Origin of the sequence: Lactobacillus gallinarum (assembly GCF_002160635.1) — a bacterium.
In the GTDB taxonomy this organism is placed as follows: Bacteria; Bacillota; Bacilli; order Lactobacillales; family Lactobacillaceae; genus Lactobacillus; species Lactobacillus gallinarum.
This window is the reverse complement of record NZ_NFKZ01000021.1, coordinates 1-23,316: the sequence shown is the minus strand read 5'-3', so window position 1 is coordinate 23,316 and position 23,316 is coordinate 1. Positions and strand designations below refer to the sequence as shown.

The following is a 23,316-nucleotide window of genomic DNA, read 5'->3' as shown; positions in this document are numbered from 1 at the left end:
TTAAGTATTTGTGTTGAATAGAGGTATTAATTATGGACACTAAACAAGGCGTATTAGACATTTTAAACGATTTAACTGGTGAAGATTTATCAGATCAAATGGATGAAAACATCTTTGACAATGGTTTGATGGACTCAATGGCAAGTGTACAAATGCTTTTGAGCTTACAAGAAAAGTTTGATATTGATGTTCCCGTTTCAGAATTCAACCGTGCTGAATGGGATACTCCAAATAAGATTGTTGCAAAGGTGGAAAGCTTAGAAAATGAGTAATAAACGCCGGCTGTGGCAAATTTTTGGCCCAGTTATTTGCGCTTTTATCCTTTTATTAGTTGTATTCCTTATTCCCTGGGAAAGAACTTTTTCTAAGCAAACAATCTATGAAGCTGCTGCTTCACAAAATACTACTGTCTTTAAGGGCAGTACAATGAAGCAAGAAGCTTTTGATGACGGCTATGTACCTTTCTATGGTTCAAGTGAATTATCAAGATTTGATCCATTGCACCCTAGTGTAATTGCGGAAAAGTATCATAGAAATTACCGTCCATTCTTGCTTGGTGGTCCAGGTAGTCAATCTTTGGCTCAGTTTTTGGGGATGCAAGGCACAGCTAAGCAACTTAAGAATAAAAAGGCTGTTGTGATTATTTCACCACAATGGTTTACCAAAAAGGGTCAAGATCCTAATGCCTTTGCTTTGTATTATTCACCACTTCAAGCATGTAATTTCTTGTTAAGTGCTAAGAATAATAAGACTGATCGTTACGCTGCTAAGCGTTTGCTTGAAATGCCAGACGTTAAGGGCGAAATTAAGAATAGTCTTCAGCAAATTGCGGAAGGTAAGAAACTAACCACTTTCCAAAAGTTTTACTTAAACAATCGTCGTAGAATGCTCAGTAATGAAGATAACTTCTTCAGCGCATTCCAGTTGCGCGATCGTGTAAATAAGATTCAAAAGAAAGCTAAAGTTTTACCAAGTGCATACTCTGTTAAGGCTTTGAATAAGGTCGCTGCAGAACAAGCTGCAATGCATACTAATTCAAATAACTTAGGAATTGACAATACTTTCTATAGAACTCGTTTGCCTAAGAAGATATTGAAGCGTTTGAAGGGTAGTCAACGTAATTTCGACTATGTTCACTCAGTTGAATATGGTGACTTCCAATTAATGCTGGAACAATTTGCTAAGCAACATACTAATGTATTGTTCATTATTCCTCCAATTAACGGAAAATGGATGAAGTACACTGGTTTATCAGAAAAGATGTACCAGGAATCTGTTGCTAAGATTGAACACCAACTTGTTAACCAAGGTTTTGAAAATGTAGTAGATCTTTCAAAACGTGGTAATGAAAAGTACTTCATGGAAGATACTATTCACTTAGGTTGGAAAGGATGGGTTGCAGTTGATCAAGCTGTTAAGCCATTCATGGAATTACCAAATAGACGTTACAACTACTACATGTCTAACTACTACTACTCTAAGAAGTGGCAGAATAAAGACGATGTTAAGAGCGTCGATTTGACTAATAAGAACAGTTTAAAAGCAAAGTAGTGCGCCAGGCTATTGATCGTTTAGGCATTAAAGGATCTGTCTTGGTAACAAGCAACAGAAAACCTTTACTTGAGTACGCTACAAATAATAGTACTGACACTAGTTATTTGATTAATTCAGTGCAAAAATCAATGACTGCTGCGATGGTCATGCGTGAGGTACAAAAGGGAAAGCTGAGTTTAGATGATCCACTTTCTAAGTTTTACCCTAACGTAGATGGTGCAGATAATGTCAAGATTAGCAACTTGTTAACCATGACTTCTGGATTAGATCTAGAAACTGATCAACAATTGGGGACACCGGAATTTATTTCAGATGAAGCCAATATTGCTCACGATGCAAAATACACTGTGTTTGACGGTAGAAAGTTAGGCAAGTGGCATTATACAGCTGTAAACTACATTTACCTTTGTGGTATCTTGTCTAAGCTTGAACATAAGTCTTATGAAAAACTATTCCGTGAGACTTACATCAAGCCGCTTAAGTTAAAGCAAACCGAATTTTTATGGTCAAGCATGACTAAGTTGAAATCTGCAGGCTGGGTTCCAGGCTACGAAAGAAGTTCTGGTCAATTCATGAGAGTTGATCATGATCAGGCTGTGAAGGATGCACATAATGAATTAGGTGCAGGCTCTATTGTGATGTCTAATGCTGATTTAGCAAAAACGATTGAGTATATCCTACATGGTAAATTACTGACTAAAGAAAGCAGAAAAGTGCTTTTCAAGGGTAAGGCACCGTCATACTACAATGGTGGTTTTTATAACTTGAAGAAGTACAAGGCAGCTAATGGTGCTGGTGAAGGTTATTACACCTTCTTGCGTACTACCAAAGGTGCTAAGGACATGATTATTATTCAGGATAATCACACTGCTCATGGCGAATTTGGTAAGATTAAAAAGAAAGTAAACCGCATTATGTCGATAATGCTGCACTTTAATTAAAGAGAAAGGACGAGGCGTTGAGCCTCGTCTTTTTTGCGTATGTAAGTGAATTTGTTTAATATATAGCTAATACTATTTTAAATTATAAAAATATAGAATAAAAAAACAGCTTATGGGCTATAATTTAAGTGAATCATGAAAGCGATTTAATTGGAAAAGCGCGAATATTATGGCAACTTTAGTTACATATGGTGTATTTGTTTTTATTGCAATAATGGGTATTGTTCAAATTTTAATTAGTAATTCTGTTATGAAGCAAACTGCTGGCAATAAAGGATATAATGCTGCCAACGTTGGACGCAATAGTAGAAGAATCGGTTATGCTTTAATTATCATAGGCATTGGGCTAATCATCTTATGGTCTGCTGGCAATGCCAATAATGGTGCTATCTATAAGTGGACTGCAATTGTTGCAGGAATTTTTGTAACAATTATCGGAATTTATAACGCTTGGCAAATTCACAAATCTATTAATGCTGAGCATCCCCTCAAAGAAGGTAAAAACGCAGGTCATCTTGCAATAGCAGTATTACAAATTATCTTTGGTATTATCGCAATTATTTGTGGATTATAACTATCAAAATAACAATCTGTATCAATCCGTGTCATTTTGCTTGTTTTTTATATTTTTGAATGCTAGAATTTTCATGTACCGCCGCTAGTAGTAGTCATTTTCTCCGGTAGCGAAAATGTTATCTTCTATATGTGGTCAGAGACGGCGGTCAACACTGTGTGAGCCTAGTTCCGTGTTGGTGGAATTAGGCTTTTTTTGATGCCATTTTTTATCGACTATAATCTACGTTTAGGCGACACTAATTATGTAACTGATATAGAAAGAGTGGGAAAATGGCTGTTACAAGAAAAGAATTAAAAGACAATGCCAAGCAATCCTTACGTGGAAATTGGGGCTGGGCAATAATTGTCTTCTTGATTACCGCAATTATCGTTGGCATTTTTACTGGCGCTGGTCACTGGTTAGATGAAACTTACATAAATTATGACGGAACCAATATTTTTTACCAATTTGCTAGTCCAATTGGATCAATTATCCTTTGGATCGGTAGTTTCATTGGTTTGAGTAGAAACATTGCATTTCTAGAATTAAGAGACGATCAAAAAGAAGAAAAACCATATATGGCTGCATTTTCAGTCTTTACTGAGAATCGCTTTGGTCCAGAATTGATTAATTTCGTGCTGGTTTCTATTTTTACATTCTTATGGACTTGGCTTTTGATTATCCCAGGTATTATCAAAGCTTATTCTTATTCCATGACACCGTATATCGTGAAGGACATGGTAGCCAGCGATAAGCAAGTCGGTGCAACTGACGGAATTAATGCCAGCAAGGAGCTCATGAAGGGCCACAAGATGAATTTGTTTATCTTTGACTTAAGTTTCCTAGGCTGGAACATTTTGGCCGCTATAACCTGCGGACTTGGCTATTTATGGGTTACTCCATATTACCAGACTGCTAAAGCAAACTTTTACCGTCACATTGCAGGCGATAAGTTCTTAAAGTAAAAAAGCAAAATAAAATGCATCAGGTAAGTTTTTACCTGGTGCATTTTTTGATAGCTAATTATTTTTTAGTAAAGGTTAGCAGCCTTGATGTATTTGTTTTTGCCAATCTTGTAGTACTTTTTACCATGAATGGTCTTCTTACCGTGAACAGTAACAGAATGGTTCTTCTTCAAGACCTTGTGCTTCTTACGCTTGCCGTTCTTATCGTAAACATAAGCGTTGTGCTTCAATACACGAGCCTTACCGGTATTCTTCTTAGGAGCTTGAGAAACTGCATTACCTGATGATGAAAGTGGCAAAACGTTGATGTTACCGTCTACGTTAAGGCCACGCCAGTTATCAGTAAATTGCCAAATTGAAACACCGTTCATTGATGGGAAGTAGTTAAAGTTAGGATTGTCGATACGACCTGAAATAGCGTATGAAGCAACCCATAAACTGTTAGGAAATGCATTAACTACTTTGTTAGTGTTAATGTTGTTTCTCAATACAGATGAACTAGCGTAAAGAAGTGGCTTGTAACCAGCATCCTTAACTTTCTTCATGAAAGCAATAATTGCGTTAGCAGTAGGGTTCTTACCCATGTTGATGTTGTTACCATCGCCTGATTCATAATCACAAGCAAGGTATGAACCTGGGTTAAGACCTACAGCCTTGGCTGATGCAATAGCATAATTTGCTTCACGCTTAGCAGCTGAAGTGCTTGCACTGAAAGTAGCGAAGTGGTAGCCCATTGGCATCATGTTTTGACGACGTGCGCTAGCAACTTGACCACTAGCCTTAGGGTTTCTGTAGCCTGTACCTTCACTAACCTTAACTACAGCAAACTTAGCGCCAGATTTAGCGTGAGCAGACAAGTCAGCACTTTGGTAACTAGCAACGTCAATCCCAAGTGAACGTGCAGCTACGGAAGTAGTTGAAGCTTGCACAGTTTGTGGAGCTTGAGCCTTTACTGCAGCGATACCTGTAGTTGAAAAAATAGCAACGCATGCTAATTTAGTAATAAATCTCTTCTTAAAAAACAACGTAAATCCCCCATGATTTTTTTATTAATAGAATTATAAATAATCAGTAACTTTCACATAGAAACATTTCAATCATAATGATTATTCTGAGGCGGGTCAAGCCTCCTAACGATAAATTAAACTGTAGGTAATAATATGGTAACTAATGTAACCAATTTGTATTATTTCTCGACTAAATTTCTCTAAAAAGAAGCCCCTTTGTTCCCAAAAATGAAAAAATCCACGTATAATTAATGAGGCACAATGAGATAACGTAGATTTGAGGTTTTACTGTTGAATAAAAAGATCCTATCGGGTTCGTTTTGGCTATCGTTTGGTAGTATCGTATCGAGAATTCTAGGAGTTGTATATTTAATTCCTTGGTTGATTATGTTGGGGAGCTATCACAACCAATTGAATGCGCAAGCTCTGTTTAATTCTTCGTACACGCCTTATGCATTATTTTTATCTGTCGGAACCGCGGGACTTCCTTCAGTTATTGCCCGGGAAGTATCACAATTAAATTCGCAAAATAGATATAAAGATAGTTTGTATATTACCAAGCTGGGACTCATTATCATGTTAGTAATGGGGCTAGCCTGCGGAATTTTGCTATATGTAACTGCACCAATCATTGCTAAAAACAGTCCGGTTGATTCTGTAGCTAGTGCAACGATTTCAATTCGTGTTTTAGTTCCAGCCGTAATTATTTTGCCATCAATGAGTATGGTAAGAGGATGGTTTCAAGGAAATAATGATATGAAGCCATACGGAATTTCCCAATTATGGGAACAATTTGCGCGAATTCTCTTTATTTTGTTGGCAACTCTTTTAGTTATTGAGGTTTTTCATCATAATTACGTAATCGCAGTTTATTTTAGCGTTTTCGGTGCTTGTGTTGGCGCTATTGCTAGTTATTTGTACCTCTTTGCGTATTTACGCAAGCGGTGGGGTCATTATAAGCAGCTTCTTGAAAATAGCGAAGAGCGTGCTTTAAACAACGTAACACGAAGCTTGCTTAATCTGTGGTATGCTTCTATACCTTTTGTTTTATTAGGTTCTTTTATTACCGTTACTCAATTAGTAGATCAATTATTGTTCAAGCAGGTATTGATTAATTTTAATCATCTCAGCAGCACTTACGTTAGCTATATTTATACGATTTTTTCAGCTAATCCTAGCAAGATTACTACGGTAATTATTTCTTTAGCGACGGCTGTATCTGAAACAAGTTTGCCATTATTAGCTGGACTTAAGTTTAAGAGTAAGGATCGACAAGAAAGCATTAAAAAATTATTGTTAGAAAACTACCGTTTACTTTTATTTGTATTATTACCAGTAGTAGCATTAGGTGCATTTGCGGCATCACCAATTTATACGGTGCTTTTTTCTCATGATAGTCTCGGCGCATATTATCTAGTTGAAAATATTGTCCAGAGTTTGTTAGCTGGACTAGTAATGAATTCGTTGACTCTACTGCTTGCTTTGAATATGAATAAACTAGCCGTGATTTACATGGTTTGGGGCGTTGTGTTTAAAGTGATCTTGCAAGTCCCAATGACTATGTTTATGAATGCGGACGGTGCAATTTTATCTACGGACATTTCATTTTTGATTGTAATTTGGCTTAGCTATCATAAACTTAACAAGACCTATGGCATTCGTCTTACTAGCTTATTGCCAATTGTGGTTACTAATGAGATTTATATAGTTATCTTGTTTATTTATCAATTGCTGATAGGAAATCACTTTAATCATTTAGGACGAGTGGGGAGTTTTATTTACTTAGCAATTTTTGGTTTAATCTTTTTAGGATTATACGTATTAATTTCGAACTTAATGGGTATTTCCCAAGAAATTTTTGGTAAAAAAATCGGCTATCGTTATTACCGTTATAAACATTATCATTAAAAAAGGCAGCAGGTTTTCCCGCCGCCTTTTTTAGTAGTTTTAATAGTTACGATTGATGTCGCCCATGCTGGAACGCATTGCTTCATCAACGTATCTTGACGTTTCAACATCAGCTTCTTTCAAAGCCTCTTGAACGTCTTTATAGCTCATTTGGTTAACGAGATAGAATCTCAATGCTGTATTAACTAAGTCATTAAAGTCAGTATCGTTAATTTCGTTATATTTGTCGATTAATTTAGCAATATCGCTATTTAATTCAAAGTGTTTTCTTGGCATAATTGTTCCCACCCTTTTCTATAAAGGCATTATAGCATAATGCTTGCTAATAAATTGATGATAAAGCATCTAGCATATTGATCTTTTTAATCTTGTGGTGAACTACAACTGCTAAGGCAGCAGTAATGATTGCTGGAATCAATGCGGAGAATACAAAGTTAAATGGATACATATTTGGATCAAACATTGCGGCATCTGGCGGCAAGCTGGTGATAATGAAGTGGTGCAGCCACCAACCGAAACCAAAGCCAACAATAATTCCTAATGCAGAGAGAATAATAGTCTCCCGATAGATATACATGGTAGCTTCATTGTCATAAAATCCCAACACCTTGATAGTAGCCAGCTCCCGAATTCTTTCTGCAACGTTGATGTTGGTCAAATTGTAGATAACGACAATGGCGAGAATCCCTGAAATCAAAATCAAGATAAAGATAACTTCGTTCAGACTACCGGTGTAGCTGCCTAATATTTTTCTATTCGAAGAATTGGAAATCACTGTTTCAATTGCGGCCGTTTTGACTAACTTCCTGCTAATACGATTAACTTCTTGCGGTTCATGACTTCTCATAGTAACGAGATAGGCATTCGCAGCGTATTTTTGACCAGTAGCGCGGGCGTATTCTTTTTGATTCATAAAGACGTAATGCCCCAAATACATTTCACAAATTCCTTTAACTTTAAAGCGGTAAGTTTTTCCAGCGCTGTTTTTTAGAGAAATACTTGAGCCTTTCCTGGCGTTTAACAAGGTAGCTAATTTTTCAGAAATAATTACGCCATCGTCAGGCAAAGTGAGTTTCTTTTTACTTTGCCTTTCTCTTAAATTGATTTATTTCCTAAAATTAGCGGCTGATTCTGGTGTAATCATCATGATGTTTTCAGTTGAACCGCTTTGATTAAGATGCTTGGTTAATTGCTGATACTGCACGGCATTTGTTTGTGTAATATCTTTTTCTTTAAAAATGCTATCTAATTCGTGCTGCTCTTTTTTAGTAACATGTTTGCTCTTTAAAGCAATGATGTCATTTTTTTGGACAGCGGAATATTGAATATTGCCAATTCCCTGAAGAGAATCACGAATGCCGAATCCCATGCCTAGCAAGCCTGTACAACCTGCTACGCCAAAAATGGTCATTAACATTCTACTCTTGTAGCGGAAGATGTTTCGTGCAGTAACTTTGGCAGAAAAACTCATGTGTTTCCATAACCAGGGGATGTGTTCCAGTAAAATACGAGAACCATTTTTAGGTGGTTTAGGTAAAAGCAATGCTGCTGGCTTTTCTTTTAGAGTTTGATAAAGCGTCAACATAGAAACAGCAGTAGTAGCAAGTAGTGCGATAATTAACGAAATAAGCAATGGCCACCAAGCAAAGTTAAGCTGGTAATCACTTCCCAATGTGGAACTAGCTAGGTAAGCCTTGATAATCATGTTAGGCAAGAAAGTATAACCTAAGCTAGCACCTAAGATCACGCCTAAAATTGCCGCAGAAGTGCTGTAAAGCAAGAACTTGAGCACAATGCTAGCGTTGCTATAACCGAGTGCCTTAAATGTTCCAATATTAGTACGTTCTTCTTCTACGAAGCGCATCATGGTAGTCAAACTGACCAATGCAGCAACGGCAAACAAAAAGACAGGGAAGACGTTGGCTAAAACTTCGACTCGCTCAGAATCAGCACGATAGGATGAATACCCTTGGCTTTCCTCACGACTGTTAATGGTATAGCTAGGATAATCGATTTGGATTTTATTTTTAGGTACCTCAATTTGCTCAGGCGTAATAGGGATGCCTTTTTTGATTAATTGCTCAGCGGCCTTCTTTTGATATTGTTTTTGATATAGCTGAACGTATTTATCGTATTTGTCTTGTCCATTCTTGTTTAAAGCCTTCTGCAATTTGTTATGATCATGGTAAACGCGATTGCGATAAGTGACACTAAATGGGCTCAGATTAGCGATGTTTTTAAAAGTTACACGTGAAACTTGATACACAGGTGAAGCGAACGCATTATGCGTTGTTACAGCGAATCCACTTAGTCGACCATTGCCGATATTGGTCTGACCGAATTGTGTTTTATCCAAAAATTCGCTTGATTTAACAAAGCCGACAATTTTATATGTTTTATTCTTTAGGATTCCCGGTTTGACGAAACTGATTTTTTCTCCGATGTGATACTTATTTTTTAGCAAATAAGAAAGAGCAATTTCTTTATTGTTTTCTGGGAAATGGCCCTTAATTAATTCATAGCTTGAGAGATTATTTGACTGAGAGAATACCCGCAAGACATCTTGCTTATTTTTGACTTTTACATCTTGCAGATAGCCAAAGGTAGCCTGCTTAACTTCAGGGAGATTTTGAATGGTTGCTCGATCAGTTGAATTAATTCCGTAGTTGGAACTAACGGTGACATCGGCTAAATTGTGCTTAGTAAAAAAGTCCGCACCTGTTGCACGCATATCGGGGCCGGCCATTTTTAGTCCTACGAAGGCAAAAGTACCTAAACCAATTAGTAAGATAATTGCGATATAACGACCAAGCGAATGCGTTATGGCTTGGAAAGCGTCCTTCCATAAAATTGATTTGTGCATTATCAACACCTACCATTCAATGCTGCTGATATCCGCAGGCTGATCATTAGTTTCAATCTTTTGAATGCTGCCGTCATGAATACGAATTACTTTATCCGCAATTGGTGCGATAGCGGCGTTATGGGTAACGATGAGCACAGTGGAGCCATTTTTTCGGCTCATGTCTTGTAGAATTTTTAAAATCCGTTTACCGGTTTTGTAATCGAGTGCTCCTGTTGGCTCATCACACAATAATAGCTCTGGTTTTTTCGCAATAGCACGAGCAATAGCGACACGTTGTTGTTCACCACCAGATAATTGAGCGGGAAAATTTTGCTCTCTATCAGATAAGTCTACTTCTCTTAAAGCCTCATCTGGATTCATTGCATCAGGCACGATTTGCGCAGCCAGTTCTACGTTTTCTTTTGCAGTTAGATTGGGGATTAAATTATAGAATTGAAAGACAAATCCCACATAATTTCTGCGGTAAGTTGTTAATTGTTTGGCGTTATAAGATGCAATGTTTTTGCCTGCGACGATCACATCACCGCTTGTATTAGGTTCCATTCCGCCTAGAATATTGAGCAGTGTGGATTTGCCGGCTCCTGAAGAGCCTAAGATAACTACTAATTCTCCCTTATTAATAGAAAAAGTAATATCTTTATTGGCGTAAATAGTTGTATCCCCAGATTGATAAATTTTAGTATTATTTTTTAATTCTATATAGGCCATAATTATCAACTTCCTAGCATCATTGTATAATGTGATTAATATAAACTCATTCAATCATATTTATTGAAGATAGGTAAAGGGAAAAGCTATGGGAGAGAGAATAACCAACTTTATTCTTATCATAAGAAGATTACCAATATTTAGAATTTTTCAGCGAACTTTGGGGATGCTGATGCCAATTGCAATTATTGGTTCTTATTTTAAGTTGCTACGTGATGCTGTTTTTTCACCAGACAGTTTTATTTATAATATCCTGAATTTTGATTTAACTATGTCCGACAAAATATGGTATGCCGGTTCCTTTATTTGTAACGGCTTTGTGCGGGTAACTTTTGGATTATTTGGTTTATATGCGGCATATTTTGCGGCACGTTATACAGCACGTTTATATCATAAAGATTCTACGTTAGCCGGTATGACTGCAGTAATGATAATTATGTTTTGTGCGTATGCAAGTAATGTGGGAAATAAGCTTAGTAATAAGTCAATATTTTCATCTAGTGTATTGCAAATTAATGCTTTGTTACTTGCGTTACTAGTGGGATATGCAGTTGGTGAAATTTTCCATTGGTTAGGTAAAAATCACCAGCCTGTAGAATTTGAACATGTTCATCGAGTTAGAACTCGGGCCTGGAATGCGCTTTTGCCTGCATCTGTATCTATTATTGCGGGGATGATTTTGGGGATTATTATTTATGAATTGCAAATCAAGATATTGAGCTCCAGTACTTTTAAAGAATTGGTTATTCAAATCCAAAATTCTAACAATATATTTGAAATTATTGCATTGGCGTTTGTCGTTATGCTGCTTAGTTGGATTGGGATTGGCTATCCTTTAGCTTCTTTATCTACGGCTGCAGCACTTACAAGCGGGACAGCTACTGTTAACCTCAATTATGCATTAAAACATGGCGGTTCATGGAATGTTCCTTATAAGTTTTTAGGTAGTTCGCTTGTTTATCCTTACGGTGCAATGGGCGGTGCTAGCGTTGTTTTAGCATTAATAGTAATCATTTTATTGTCACATCAAAATAAAGAGACAGAGAATATTGCCAAGGCTAATTTATTGCCTGCAGCATTTAACTCTACGTGGGGGTTCATGATAGGGTTGCCAATTATTTTAAACCCCGTGCTCTTTTTACCTATGGTATTGATCCCTGTAATTAATATCATGATTGCTTCATTAGCAATTTTTCTTCATATTATTACACCATGTGTTTATCCAGTATTAAAAGGGACCCCAGGAATTCTTATTTCGTTTTTCGGTTCTAACGGCAACTGGAGTAATTTAGTCTTTTCTATTTGTTTATTTATTTTAGATATTTTGATGTTAATACCTATTTCGTTATTGGGACAAAGGATAGAAAGGAAACTTAAAGCTTATGAATATGAAAAAGGCCAACAAACTGCTTAAAAATCCTAATTTAAAATGGATTGCCCTTGTTTTATTAGTAGTTATGGTTTTCGCTATTCCTGGTTATAAATGGATGGAAAAAGATAACCAAGCTCGTGCACAAAGAATGAAATCTGCCTTGTCACCGGTAATCATGGTGCCTGGATCCAGTGCGAGTACTGAACGTTTTAATGAGTTGGTTAAATTATTAAATCAAAACACTCCAACTAAACATAGCGTGTTGAAAATCAACGTTTCAACTAATGGTAATCTGTCGTATTCGGGCTCAATTAATAAAAATGATAATGAACCATTTATTATTATTGGCTTTAAAAACAATAAGGACGGTTATAGCAATATCAAAAAACAAGCAGAATGGTTAGATGAAGCCTTTGAAGCTATTTCACAGGATTATAAATTTAATAATTTTAAGGCCTTTGGTCATTCTAATGGTGGTCTAATTTGGACATACTGGCTAGAACATTATTATTCAACTTATTCGGATGAAATTACCATGAAGCGTTTAATGACAGTAGGAACGCCGTATAATTTTAGCGAAAAGAATATCAACCATAAAACGCAAATGTTGGAAGATTTTATTAAGTGCAAAAATAGACTCCCTAAGAGCTTAGTGGTGTATTCTGTATCTGGAGGCAAAAATTATGAGTCAGATGGGATCGTCCCAGAAGCTAGTGTTGCAGCAGGAAAGTATATTTTTCAAAAGCAAGTAAAGAGTTATACTGCGATGACAATCACTGGGGATAAGGCTGATCACTCTGATTTGCCTCAAAATCAACAAGTAGTCCAGGTTATTCAACAATATTTATTAGAACCAATTAAGAATAAGAATAATCAAGTAATATCGCGACAAGGAAAAAAGTCAGATAACGATAAAAATGGACAAAATGAGCAGGATTAATATTCATCCTGTGGAAAACTTTTACACCCAATAATCCTTTAAGCGTATAATTTCATCCTTCTTAATAAAATCTTTATATATTGTGAAGCAATATAAGCGCTTATATATCAACGATTTTATTACTTTTTTAGATTAACATCACAAATTAAAAGAAAAATGTGGAAAACTTTTAAATCTATGCTTGCAATCTGTGGATAACCTGCTATACTTATAAATGTAATGAATTAGCACTTAAATGCTTTGAGTGCTAAAAATCAAGTTTATGATGGGAGTGTTTGCAGATATGGCATACTTTGACAATGATTTTGACAACTTATTTAACGAATTGAACAGCTCATTCTTTAATGACGACTTTGGCAGAAGAAGTGGCAACGGTAATTCAGGTTCAATTCCTATTAATTACTCAAGCAATATGAGTTCAGCTCCTCAAACCATTCAACAAACCCCACAACAACCAAATGAAAAACCAATTGGCGTAGATTTAGTTGAAGAAGCAAAGAAGAATAATTTTGACCCAGTTATTGGTCGTGACGAACAAATTGATAACGTTATTGAAATTTTATCAAGACGTAAGAAGAATAATCCTGTATTAATCGGACCTGCTGGTGTTGGTAAGACTTCTATTGTAGAAGGTTTAGCTGAAAGAATTGCTTCAGGCAATGTGCCAGCTAAGATGGCTAACATGCACATTATTTCAGTAAACATCAATGACATGGTTGCTGGTTCAAGTCTTCGTGGTAGCTTTGAAGAAAGATTAAAGAAGGTTATCGACAAGGCCAAGAGTGATCCTAACATTGTTTTATTCATCGATGAATTGCACAACATTGTTGGTGCTGGTTCAACTGATTCAGAAAACAACAATGGTGACGCTGCTAACATCTTGAAGCCAGCTCTTGCAAGCGGTGACTTGAAGTTAATCGGTGCTACTACTACAAGCGAATTCCAAAGAATTGAAAAGGACCCAGCTTTATCACGTAGATTCCAAGCTGTTCAAGTTCCTGAACCAACTACAGATGTAGCTATCAAGATTTTGGAAGGCTTAAAGAAGAAGTACGAAGATTACCACCACGTAAAATACAGTGATGACAGTCTTAAACTAGCTGTTGAATTATCAGAAAGATACATTCAAGGTCGTTACTTACCAGACAAGGCCATTGACTTGATGGATGAAGCTGGTGCTAAGAAGGCTTTGCTTGTACAACCAACTGATGAAAAGAGCTTGAAGAATCAAATCAATGCTCTTGAAGCTAAGAAGTCAGAAGCTGCTAAGGCTGAAGACTACGACAAGGCTAGCGAAATTAAGAACAAGATTGCTGACCTTGAAAAGCAACTTAAGAACGTAGACACTAAGAATATTCCAGAAGTAACTGAGAAAGACATCTACGAAATTATTGAGCAAAAGACTAAGATTCCTATGAGCGAACTCCACGCTGACGAAGCTCAAAAGAACTTAGACCTTGCTAAGAAGTTAAAGCAAAACGTTATTGACCAAGACAGAGCAATTGATGTAATTACTGACGCTATTGCTCGTAAGCAAATCTTTAAAGACAGCGATCGTCCTACTGGTTCATTCTTACTTACTGGTCCTACTGGTGTTGGTAAGACTGAACTTGCTAAGCAATTAGCTATCCAATTATTTGGTAACAAAGACCACTTAATCCGTTTGGACATGAGTGAATACCAAGACGAGATGGCTGTTAACAAGTTAATCGGTTCAGCTCCTGGTTACGTTGGCTACGGTGAAGGTGGTCAATTAACTGAAAAAGTTCGTCACCAACCATACTCATTGATTTTGTTTGACGAAATTGAAAAGGCTAACCCACAAGTCTTCAACGCACTTCTCCAAATTATGGATGACGGTCGTTTGACTGACGCACAAGGCAGAACCGTTTCATTCAAAGACACTATCTTGATTATGACTTCAAACGCAGGCTTCTCAGACAAGCTTCTTGAAGACGGCAAGGTTGACCAAGACAAGTTAATCTCAGCTCTTGAAAACTACTTCAGACCTGAATTCTTGAACCGTTTGGATGCAATCGTTCCATTCAACTCACTTACTGAACAAGACATGGGCAAGATCATCAACATTTACTTGAAGAAGATGTCCCACGTACTTGCTAAGAAGGGTGTAACTGTTGAAGTTTCAGACAAAGCTAAGGCATTCTTGGCAGAAAAGGGTTACGACAAGAAGTTCGGTGCTCGTCCACTTAGAAGAGTTGTTGAACAAAACCTTGAAACTCCAGCTGCTAAGTTGATCTTAAGAGAACCTGACACTAAGAAGGTTGAATTTACTGCTGACGACAAGCACTTGTACTTGAACGGCAAAGCAATCTTCGACATTTCTCCAAAGGTAGAAGAAAAGGTTAAGGAAGACGAAGCTAAGGCTGAAGACAAAAAGGAAGACTAAGATTAGTTAGTTAAATTAAAAGGATATTCCCGAGGGAATATCCTTTTTTTGTGCATGATGTATAATATAAAATGTTTAAAAAGCATTATTATGAATGAGGTTTATTAATGGCGGATAAAGCAAATAAAAAAGAAAATAATGAATCATGGGGGAAGTTCTTCCTTGATATTTTAATTATTTGGGCAGTCTTGATGGGAGTTTTTTTCTTACTCTTTCGCTTCGTATTGAGTAATGATACAGTTTCAGGTCCATCAATGCAGCCTACTTTTCAAAACGGTGATCGTTTAATCTCCGTTCGTCATGCACAAATTAAGCGTGGGGAAGTAGTAATCGTGAAGGCTCCGGATGAACCGGGGGCTTTGTACATTAAGCGTGTGATCGGTTTGCCTGGCGAAAAGATTGTCAGCAAGGATAATCAGATCTATATTAATGGCAAAAAGCTTGCTCAACCTTGGTTAACTAAGGGAAAAGATATGATTGATAATGGTACTGATACTTTTTACTCAGCTACCCAAAACTTCACTATGAAATCTCTTGCTAGATCACGGCAATATCAACAGTTCTACACTAAGTCCCAATTGAATTATATTAATAAAACAAATCGAATCCCTAAGGGTACTTACTTTGTAATGGGTGACCACCGCAGCGTGTCAAAAGATAGTCGTTACATTGGTACGATTAAACGCAAAAATATTGTGGGCGTAGTGAAGTTGAGATATTGGCCATTGAATCAATTTAAAGTTTATTAACAATGAGGATATTTCCGAGGAAATATCCTTTTTTGTTTAATTTCTATCTTTTTGTATAATGAAAAGTAATACGATTCGAGTAAGGGATAGGAATATGAGTAGAAGAACATTCGATTTAATTGTTAAAGTCGTTTTAACGCTGTTAGCATTAGCTGGGGGAATCATGGCTTTTGTTTTACAAATGCCAGGACGTTCTGTGGTATTGTCCTCAATTTATGGCGTTTTATATTTCGTTGCGGCGATCAGTTTTTGGTTTGAAGATAGGAAATCATGGATTCAAATTGTGATGATTGCCTCTTTGGTGATTACGCTGGTATTGACTATCGCCCAATCTATTGCTGGGATACCATTAGGAGTATTTCAAGGAAGTGGAATTCTTTTTTCGTGGATGATGGTTCTATTAGTGTCACCAGGCGTATTAGGGTTAATTTACTTTAATTTGAATACCCATCATGATAACTGGGATTTATTATTTGTTTTCATGAAAATCATCCTTAGCTTTGAAGTAGGGATTGTAGCATTCATGCTTATTATCATGCTGGAAGTTTCCGGTGCCATGATTTGGTCATTGCCGCAGTGGGGTCAATATCTATTTGTTTACGGCATCATGTTGTTGGCTATTTTAGATATCATCTATGCCATTATTAATTGGTTGAATTTTTATCGTGGTAAAGTGACTTGGATTACTACCACTTTATTTGTAATTGAAATAATTGCATGTTTACCTTTGTTCGGGATGCCTACAGTATCTGTAATAATTTTTGTGATCATTATGTTGGCGATTGTAATCTTTACTGCTTATCTTAATAATCGCATTAAAAGCAAAAAACAATTGCACAAAAAATAAGTAGGCTTTATAATTCAAAACAAAGATAATTTTAATGGAGCGTCTGTTTCATTGTATAGAAATAGACGCTCTATTTCTTTATTCATAAGGAAGGTAGGGATAACTGTGAATGAAAAACCGAAATTAAAGCGGGGATTGAAAAGTCGTCACGTAACAATGATTGCAATAGGTGGTGCAATCGGTACAGGTCTTTTCTTGGGTTCCGGTTCAGCCATTCGTAGCGCCGGCCCTTCAATTATTTTGTCCTATTTAATTGTAGGTATTATTACGTTTTTTATGATGAGAGCTTTAGGAGAATTGATTTTAGCTGACCCTGAAAGCCACTCATTTTTGGAATCAATTAAAAAATATTTAGGTAAGCGAGCTGAATTTGTTGCAGGATGGGTTTATTGGGCTTGTTGGCTTACCTTAGCAATGGCGGACTTAACAGCTACGGGAATTTATTTGCGTTATTGGTTCCCATGGTTACCACAATGGGTTGGACCATTGGTAATCGTTGTCTTATTAATGTTAATTAACATGGTAAATGTAGGGTTATTTGGAGAACTTGAAAGTTGGTTCTCTATGATTAAGGTAATTGCTATTATTGCTTTAATTGTCACAGGTGTCATAATGATAGTGTTGCAGACACATGTTAAAGGTGGAACAGTATCATTAGTCAACTTGGTAAATCATGGGGGCTTTTTCCCTACTGGACCATGGGGCTTTTTACTTTCATTTCAGATGGTAGTGTTTGCCTTCGTTGGGGTAGAAATTGTTGGACAAACTGTTAGTGAAACGGCAAATCCGCAAGAAGATATTCCCAAGGCAATCAATACTTTGCCAGTTAGAATTGGACTTTTCTATGTGGGCTCAATGATCGCCATCATGTCAGTTTACCCATGGAATGAAATTACAACAGCGTCTAGTCCATTCGTTCAAGTATTTAGCGGTATCGGTGTAACGGCTGCAGCTGGTGTACTTAACTTTGTTGTTTTAACAGCCGCAATGTCTGCGACTAATAGTGCGATCTTTTCTACTAGCCGTTCAATGTATTCATTAGCACGCAACGGCCACGCACCAGAAAGATTAGGCAAACTTAATAAAAAAGCTATTCCGATGAATGCTTTAACTACATCATCACTTATTTTGTTTGTTGTAGTAATCTTGAATTACATCATACCAGCTCAAATTTTTGATGTGGTTTCAACAGTGTCAACAATCTGTTTTGTAATCGTTTGGATTATGATTATGTTTGCACACATTGTTTATCGTAAAAAGAATAAAGACAACTTGGGCAAATTTAGAATGCCAGGTTATCCTTTAACTAGCTGGTTAACAATTGTATTTTACTTTGCCATTTTAGTTTTGTTGTTCTTTATTCCTACGACACAATTAGCTTTGATCATTTCAATTTTGTTTGTATTGATCTTAGCAATTAGCTATAGCTTTATCTCAAAGAATAAATAATAAATATTTCCTAGGTAATATTTGCAGATGCTAAAAAGGGGAGTTGAATATGGCGAAAAAAGCACCTGAATTAAAGCGGTCAATGACGGCTGGTCAAATGGAAATGATTTCGCTTGGGGGAGCAATTGGGGTTGGACTTTTTATGGGTTCCGCTTCAACTATTAAATGGACAGGGCCCTCAGTTTTATTAGCCTATATGTTTGTAGGACTAATTTTATATATTGTTATGCGAGCATTGGGCGAAATGCTCTACGTGGATCCGGGTACTGGATCCTTTGCGGATTACGCTGCCGAACATGTTCATCCGATCGCGGGATATTTAGCTGAATGGGCTAATGTCTTCCAGTATGTGGTTGTAGGTATTTCTGAAGTGGTTGCCACGACTGAATACTTGCGCTTTTGGTGGAAAGGTACTTCTGATTGGGTAGCTGGTTTAATCATCATTGCCTTTTTATTGTTAGCCAATCTGGTTAGTGCCAAGGCTTATGCCACCCTAGAATTTTGGTTCGCAATGATTAAGGTTGTAACCATTATTTTAATGATTATTCTTGGCTTCATGGTCATTTTATTTGGCTTTGGTAATGGCGGTCACCCGGTAGGATTTTCTAATTTATGGAGTCATGGCGGCTTCTTCACTGGCGGAATAAAAGGATTCTTGTTCTCAATGGCAATCATTGTGGGGTCATATCAAGGAATCGAATTGATTGGTATTTCAGCTGGTGAGGTTGCTAACCCACAGGAGGCAATTGTTAAGAGTGTTAAGTCGGTTTTATGGCGAATCTTAATCTTCTACGTGGGTGCGATCTTCGTAATTGTAACGATTTATCCATGGGATGAATTGGGTAATATTGGTTCTCCATTTGTAACTACTTTTGCTAAAGTTGGGATTACCGCTGCGGCTTCTGTTATTAACTTTGTAGTTTTAACAGCTGCTTTGTCTGGGGCTAACTCAGGTATTTATTCTTCAAGTAGAATGCTTTATAAGATGGCACATGAAGAATATGCGCCTAAGACCTTTGGTTATGTCTCAAAGCATATTGTTCCTAGTCATGCAATTATTGGTATTACTTCAGGTATTTTCATTGGCTTTATGATGAATGTTTTGTTGCAATTCTTTAGTAAGTCATTAGAAAATGTCTTCGTAGTAGTTTATAGTTCATCAGTTTTACCGGGAATGGTAGCCTGGTTTGTAATTTTGTTAGCTGAATTACGCTTTAGACGAAAAAATAAGGAGCTAATGAAGAAGCATCCCTTTAAGTTACCACTTTATCCATATTCAAATTATTTTGCTTTATTCATGTTGGTACTGATCGTAGTTTTCATGTTTATTAATCCTGAGACTCGTATTTCAGTAGCAGTTGGTGCAGTAGTATTAATCGTAGCTGCACTAGCATACGTGATGAAGTATGGTAAGAAAAATTAAAATTGAAGCAGTAAAGCACATCGTTTCACTGCTTTTTTTATATTTTAAGATACACAAAGATACATAAAAGCAATTTAAGATACACAAAGATACATAAAGATACACAAAAAATGATAGAATAAAGTAAGCGTATTGTAGTAGGTAGGTGAGCAAATGAATAATCCATTTGATCCTAGTTTTGGTAGAATACCAACAATTTTTTTAAATCGTGGTCAACTAATAGATGAAGTGGTAGAAGAGCTTGATAATCCTAATAGTCCCTATAAAGTTTCTATTGTTTACGGGATGCGTGGAGTGGGAAAAACCACTTTTTTAACTGAAGTTGGCAGAAAGGTAGAACAAGAGCCAAATTGGCTGGTTGTTGATTTGGCAATGGGATCAAACTTGATGGCTACCTTAGTAGATAATCTTTATATGAAAGCTAACTCAGATTTGCAAAAAACATTTGAATCGATTCGTGGTCTTAGTTTCTCTGCATTTGGATTGCAATTGAGTGCAGATATAAGCAAACCTACACTTTCCACTTATCAAGGAATCTTAACAAATATGTTTGCTAAGTTGAGAAAAAAGGGGATTAAGGTTTTAATCACCTTAGATGAAGTTAAATCGAATTCTGAATTAAAGAACTTTGCGGCATATTATCAGATTTTAAACAGGGAAGATTATCCAGTTGCACTGATGATGACAGGCTTGCTAGAGAATATCTCTGAATTACAAAATGAAGACGTAATGACGTTCTTATTACGCGGAAAAAGAATACCGTTGTCATCATTAAATCTATCACAAATCGAATTGAGCTATAGTAAAGTGTTTAATCAGTCTGGATATAAAGTTAATGCAGATACTTTGAATAAGATGGCTGTGATGACTATGGGCTATTCATATGCATTTCAATTGCTAGGATATTTAGTTTGGAATGCAGCTAAGGAGAGTAAGATAATTAATCAAGCATTACTTGATCAGGTTAAAATTGAATATTTAATTGAATTAGATCAAAATGCTTATACTAAAATTTTTAGTAGTCTATCCAAACAAGATAAAAAATTTGTCTTAGCAATAGCTCAAAGCAAAGACAATCGCGTCTTGATCAAAGAAATTCGAGAAAAATTAGGACGTCCAAGCAATTTTGTGGCTAATTACCGCAGACGATTGCTGGATGATCAGATCATTAAGTCAACTAATTATGGTGAGGTCGCATTTACTCTGCCTTATTTTAAAGAATATGTTTTACAACAATATCGTTTTGAACAAGGCTTAGAATAAAAATTAAAAAATAATAAAATCCACTACTTGTATATGTAATAGATTTTTTATATAATATTACATACTAAAAGTAAGTGAGGAGGAGCGTAAATGACAAGACCAATTATTGGTATTTCAGGTTCAGTAATTATTGATGATGGAGGGATTTTCCCCGGTTATCACCGCAGCTATGTAAATGAGGATTACGTAGATTCTGTAGTTCAAAATGGTGGTGTGCCTTACATTATTCCATTTACTGAAAATGATGAAGTAATTAAAGCACAGCTCGATAATGTGCAGGGTTTGATTCTTTCAGGTGGTCATGATGTTGATCCACATCAATATGGGGAAGAACCTCTGCAAAAAATAGGTGCTACTTGGCCTGCACGTGATCATTTTGATATGCGTCTGCTCAAGTTAGCAGAAGAAAATGGAATTCCGGTGCTTGGTATTTGTCGTGGCGCTCAAATTATTAATGTTGCCCATGGCGGAACATTATATCAAGATTTGTCTTACCGTAAGGAATTGACTTTAAAGCATATGCAAGGTCATACACCAGATTTGCCAACTCATGGGATGAAGGCTAAGGCTGACAGCAAGCTAGCTCAAATTTTAGGGAAGACAGAGTTTAAAGTTAATTCATTCCACCACCAATTAATTAAGGATGTTGCACCAGATTTGATTGCTTCTGCAAAGGCTCCAGATGGTGTGGTTGAAGGTTTGGAAAATAAAGCGGGTAACGTCATTGCAGTTCAATGGCACCCCGAAATGTTACATCGTAATCCAGATGTCGCATTTATGAATAACTTATTCAAATTCGTAATTGATAATGCAAAATAGGGGAGAAAAATATTGAACGAGAAAACGGGAGATAAGCTAGGCTTTTGGTCGATAGTCCTGCTAGCTATTAATGCCATTATTGGTTCAGGTATCTTTTTGACACCTGGTAGTGTGGTACAACAAGCAGGCTCAAAAGCTTTAGTTGTTTACTTTATTGCTGCGATTTTTGCGGCAATTTTAGCCATTTCATTTGCGGCTGCATCAAAGTACGTTACTAAGTCAGGGGCCGCTTATGCTTATTCAAAGGCAGCTTTTGGCGATAAGATTGGTTTTTATATGGGTGTATTGCGTTACTTTTCAGCTAGTGTTGCTTGGGGTGTAATGGCTGTTGGGGTTATTAAGTCGACTATTTCTATTTTTGGCGGCGATCCTAATAAGGCACTCAGCGTAACGGTTGGTTTCTTAGTTTTGATGGCGATCATTACGATCATCAATCTCTTTGGCCAACGCGTTTTAAAGTGGGTGATGAACCTTGCCACTATTGGTAAGTTGGCCGCTTTGATTTTAATTATTGTAGCGGGTGTTGTGTTGTTGATTACGACCGGTGCATCAAGTCACTTGTCTGAGGTTGATCAAATTACGCAAAACGGTCAAAAGATTGTACCTACTTTGACTACTACCACCTTCGTTATGGCCATCGTTTCAGCGTTTTATGCATTTACTGGATTTGAATCAGTTGCCTCTGGTTCAGAAGATATGAAGAATCCGGAAAAGAATTTGCCACGTGCGATTCCACTTGCAATCTTTATTATCGCAGTAGTTTATATCGGCGTTGTAGCGGTAGCGATGGTGATGAATCCTAAGGCTTTGATGACTACTAAGCAAGTAGTAGCTGTAGCTGCGATCTTTAATAATGAGATTTTACGGGATGTCATCTTAGTTGGTGCGCTGATTTCTATGTTTGGGATCAACGTTGCGTCTAGTTTTAACGCACCGCGTATTTTGGAAGCAATGGCACGTGAAGGCCAAATGTCTAAGGCTTTGACTAAGAGAACTAAGAATAATTTTCCAATTAGAACATTCTTTATCTCAGTCGCATTAGCTGTTTTAATTCCAATGGCGTTTGAATATAACATGGTTAACTTGATTACATTGAGTGCGATGGTTAGATTCTTAGGCTTCATCGTTGTACCAATTGCCGTTATTCAGTTCTATCGCGGCAAGGCTAAGGAAGGTGTTCTTAACGCTGATAAGAATGTTTTAACTGATGTAGTTGTACCAATTTTATCAATTGTGATTGTGATCTTCCTGCTGATCGAATATAACTGGAAGGCACAGTTCGGTGTTGCTAATAGCGCTGGTCAAATCGTTGGCGTTAACTGGTATGCCATTGCGATGATGATCTTCGGCTTCGTGATTTTGCCTTTAATCATGGCATGGATTTCAAGAAGTGAACGGAAGAATTAATAGTAAATAGTAATGTAAAGTGTCTGGGAAAAAACTAATTCTCAGACAGGAAAAAAGAACGATGATTTCCTAATGGATTTCATCGTTCTTTTTCTATACTTTAAGTGCCTTCCTTGATATTATTGAATCACCACA

Annotated in this window: 19 protein-coding genes and 1 pseudogene; 16 read left to right on the top strand and 4 right to left on the bottom strand. The window is 36.8% G+C overall.

Features of this window, described 5'->3' with window-relative positions; translation table 11 throughout:
- Positions 1–32 precede the first annotated feature (32 nt).
- From dltC to B5E95_RS07345, 5 genes are all read left to right on the top strand, one after another.
- Positions 33–272 carry a D-alanine--poly(phosphoribitol) ligase subunit DltC gene (dltC, locus tag B5E95_RS07365; protein ID WP_003625019.1) on the top strand — a complete coding sequence of 80 codons (240 nt, stop codon included), beginning with the start codon at positions 33–35 and terminating at the stop codon, positions 270–272.
- The gene (gene dltD / locus B5E95_RS07360) at positions 265–1,551 is read left to right on the top strand and encodes a D-alanyl-lipoteichoic acid biosynthesis protein DltD (protein WP_087176266.1); all 1,287 of its coding nucleotides are present in this window, start codon (positions 265–267) and stop codon (positions 1,549–1,551) included. The genes dltC and dltD overlap by 8 nt, the downstream gene beginning before the upstream one ends.
- A complete protein-coding gene (locus tag B5E95_RS07355; RefSeq protein WP_087176265.1) occupies positions 1,551–2,495 on the top strand; it encodes a serine hydrolase domain-containing protein in 945 nt (314 codons plus the stop codon). The genes dltD and B5E95_RS07355 overlap by 1 nt, the downstream gene beginning before the upstream one ends.
- Before the next feature lie 169 nt (positions 2,496–2,664).
- The gene (locus B5E95_RS07350; RefSeq protein WP_025005980.1) at positions 2,665–3,069 is read left to right on the top strand and encodes a hypothetical protein; all 405 of its coding nucleotides are present in this window, start codon (positions 2,665–2,667) and stop codon (positions 3,067–3,069) included.
- A gap of 272 nt (positions 3,070–3,341) precedes the next feature.
- Positions 3,342–4,016: a DUF975 family protein gene (locus B5E95_RS07345; RefSeq protein WP_087236085.1), complete on the top strand. Its 675-nt coding sequence runs from the start codon at positions 3,342–3,344 to the stop codon at positions 4,014–4,016.
- 65 nt (positions 4,017–4,081) lie between these two features.
- Here B5E95_RS07345 and B5E95_RS07340 read toward each other — a convergent pair whose 3' ends face one another.
- The gene (locus B5E95_RS07340; RefSeq protein ID WP_087236083.1) at positions 4,082–5,041 is read right to left on the bottom strand and encodes a GH25 family lysozyme; all 960 of its coding nucleotides are present in this window, start codon (positions 5,039–5,041) and stop codon (positions 4,082–4,084) included.
- A gap of 273 nt (positions 5,042–5,314) precedes the next feature.
- On the opposite strand from B5E95_RS07340, the gene B5E95_RS07335 reads away from it, so the two are divergent.
- Positions 5,315–6,931, top strand: a complete 1,617-nt coding sequence (locus tag B5E95_RS07335; RefSeq protein ID WP_087176261.1) for a putative polysaccharide biosynthesis protein — start codon at positions 5,315–5,317, stop codon at positions 6,929–6,931.
- Positions 6,932–6,970: 39 nt separating this feature from the next.
- Here the strand turns inward: B5E95_RS07335 and B5E95_RS07330 are convergent, their stop codons facing one another.
- From B5E95_RS07330 to B5E95_RS07320, 3 genes and pseudogenes are all read right to left on the bottom strand, one after another.
- A complete protein-coding gene (locus B5E95_RS07330; protein WP_025005976.1) occupies positions 6,971–7,207 on the bottom strand; it encodes a hypothetical protein in 237 nt (78 codons plus the stop codon).
- A 46-nt stretch (positions 7,208–7,253) separates the two neighbouring features.
- Positions 7,254–9,794 (bottom strand): annotated as a pseudogene (locus B5E95_RS07325) (ABC transporter permease).
- Positions 9,795–9,803: 9 nt separating this feature from the next.
- Complete coding sequence (locus B5E95_RS07320; RefSeq protein ID WP_087236081.1) at positions 9,804–10,505, bottom strand: ABC transporter ATP-binding protein; 702 nt, start codon at positions 10,503–10,505, stop codon at positions 9,804–9,806.
- A gap of 88 nt (positions 10,506–10,593) precedes the next feature.
- On the opposite strand from B5E95_RS07320, the gene B5E95_RS07315 reads away from it, so the two are divergent.
- From B5E95_RS07315 to B5E95_RS07270, 10 genes are all read left to right on the top strand, one after another.
- Entirely contained in the window at positions 10,594–11,919 is a 1,326-nt protein-coding gene (locus B5E95_RS07315) for a PTS transporter subunit EIIC (protein WP_087236079.1), read from the top strand.
- Positions 11,888–12,817 carry an alpha/beta hydrolase gene (locus B5E95_RS07310; protein WP_087236077.1) on the top strand — a complete coding sequence of 310 codons (930 nt, stop codon included), beginning with the start codon at positions 11,888–11,890 and terminating at the stop codon, positions 12,815–12,817. Before B5E95_RS07315 ends, B5E95_RS07310 begins: the two co-directional genes overlap by 32 nt.
- Positions 12,818–13,100: 283 nt before the next feature.
- Positions 13,101–15,224, top strand: a complete 2,124-nt coding sequence (locus tag B5E95_RS07305) for an ATP-dependent Clp protease ATP-binding subunit (RefSeq protein ID WP_087236075.1) — start codon at positions 13,101–13,103, stop codon at positions 15,222–15,224.
- Positions 15,225–15,331: 107 nt separating this feature from the next.
- Complete coding sequence (gene lepB / locus B5E95_RS07300) at positions 15,332–15,973, top strand: signal peptidase I (protein WP_025005973.1); 642 nt, start codon at positions 15,332–15,334, stop codon at positions 15,971–15,973.
- A gap of 94 nt (positions 15,974–16,067) precedes the next feature.
- Positions 16,068–16,820 (top strand): hypothetical protein, encoded by a 753-nt coding sequence (locus tag B5E95_RS07295; RefSeq protein WP_143437025.1) that lies wholly within the window; start codon positions 16,068–16,070, stop codon positions 16,818–16,820.
- Between the two features lie 105 nt (positions 16,821–16,925).
- Positions 16,926–18,269, top strand: a complete 1,344-nt coding sequence (locus B5E95_RS07290) for an amino acid permease (RefSeq protein ID WP_025005971.1) — start codon at positions 16,926–16,928, stop codon at positions 18,267–18,269.
- Between the two features lie 49 nt (positions 18,270–18,318).
- Complete coding sequence (locus B5E95_RS07285; protein ID WP_087236073.1) at positions 18,319–19,692, top strand: amino acid permease; 1,374 nt, start codon at positions 18,319–18,321, stop codon at positions 19,690–19,692.
- Between the two features lie 153 nt (positions 19,693–19,845).
- Complete coding sequence (locus B5E95_RS07280) at positions 19,846–20,955, top strand: NB-ARC domain-containing protein (protein WP_087236071.1); 1,110 nt, start codon at positions 19,846–19,848, stop codon at positions 20,953–20,955.
- Positions 20,956–21,045: 90 nt separating this feature from the next.
- The gene (locus B5E95_RS07275) at positions 21,046–21,774 is read left to right on the top strand and encodes a gamma-glutamyl-gamma-aminobutyrate hydrolase family protein (RefSeq protein ID WP_087176254.1); all 729 of its coding nucleotides are present in this window, start codon (positions 21,046–21,048) and stop codon (positions 21,772–21,774) included.
- 12 nt (positions 21,775–21,786) lie between these two features.
- Positions 21,787–23,181, top strand: coding sequence for an APC family permease (locus B5E95_RS07270; RefSeq protein ID WP_087176253.1), 1,395 nt, complete (start codon positions 21,787–21,789; stop codon positions 23,179–23,181).
- The last annotated feature ends 135 nt before the right edge of the window (positions 23,182–23,316 follow it).

Coding starts and splice junctions, on each gene's coding strand:
- dltC (WP_003625019.1), top strand. CDS start 33: ATGGACACTAAACAAGGCGTATTAGACATTTTAAACGATTTAACTGGT.
- dltD (WP_087176266.1), top strand. CDS start 265: ATGAGTAATAAACGCCGGCTGTGGCAAATTTTTGGCCCAGTTATTTGC.
- B5E95_RS07350 (WP_025005980.1), top strand. CDS start 2,665: ATGGCAACTTTAGTTACATATGGTGTATTTGTTTTTATTGCAATAATG.
- B5E95_RS07345 (WP_087236085.1), top strand. CDS start 3,342: ATGGCTGTTACAAGAAAAGAATTAAAAGACAATGCCAAGCAATCCTTA.
- B5E95_RS07330 (WP_025005976.1), bottom strand. CDS start 7,207: ATGCCAAGAAAACACTTTGAATTAAATAGCGATATTGCTAAATTAATC.
- B5E95_RS07320 (WP_087236081.1), bottom strand. CDS start 10,505: ATGGCCTATATAGAATTAAAAAATAATACTAAAATTTATCAATCTGGG.
- B5E95_RS07315 (WP_087236079.1), top strand. CDS start 10,594: ATGGGAGAGAGAATAACCAACTTTATTCTTATCATAAGAAGATTACCA.
- B5E95_RS07310 (WP_087236077.1), top strand. CDS start 11,888: ATGAATATGAAAAAGGCCAACAAACTGCTTAAAAATCCTAATTTAAAA.
- B5E95_RS07305 (WP_087236075.1), top strand. CDS start 13,101: ATGGCATACTTTGACAATGATTTTGACAACTTATTTAACGAATTGAAC.
- lepB (WP_025005973.1), top strand. CDS start 15,332: ATGGCGGATAAAGCAAATAAAAAAGAAAATAATGAATCATGGGGGAAG.
- B5E95_RS07295 (WP_143437025.1), top strand. CDS start 16,068: ATGAGTAGAAGAACATTCGATTTAATTGTTAAAGTCGTTTTAACGCTG.
- B5E95_RS07285 (WP_087236073.1), top strand. CDS start 18,319: ATGGCGAAAAAAGCACCTGAATTAAAGCGGTCAATGACGGCTGGTCAA.
- B5E95_RS07280 (WP_087236071.1), top strand. CDS start 19,846: ATGAATAATCCATTTGATCCTAGTTTTGGTAGAATACCAACAATTTTT.
- B5E95_RS07275 (WP_087176254.1), top strand. CDS start 21,046: ATGACAAGACCAATTATTGGTATTTCAGGTTCAGTAATTATTGATGAT.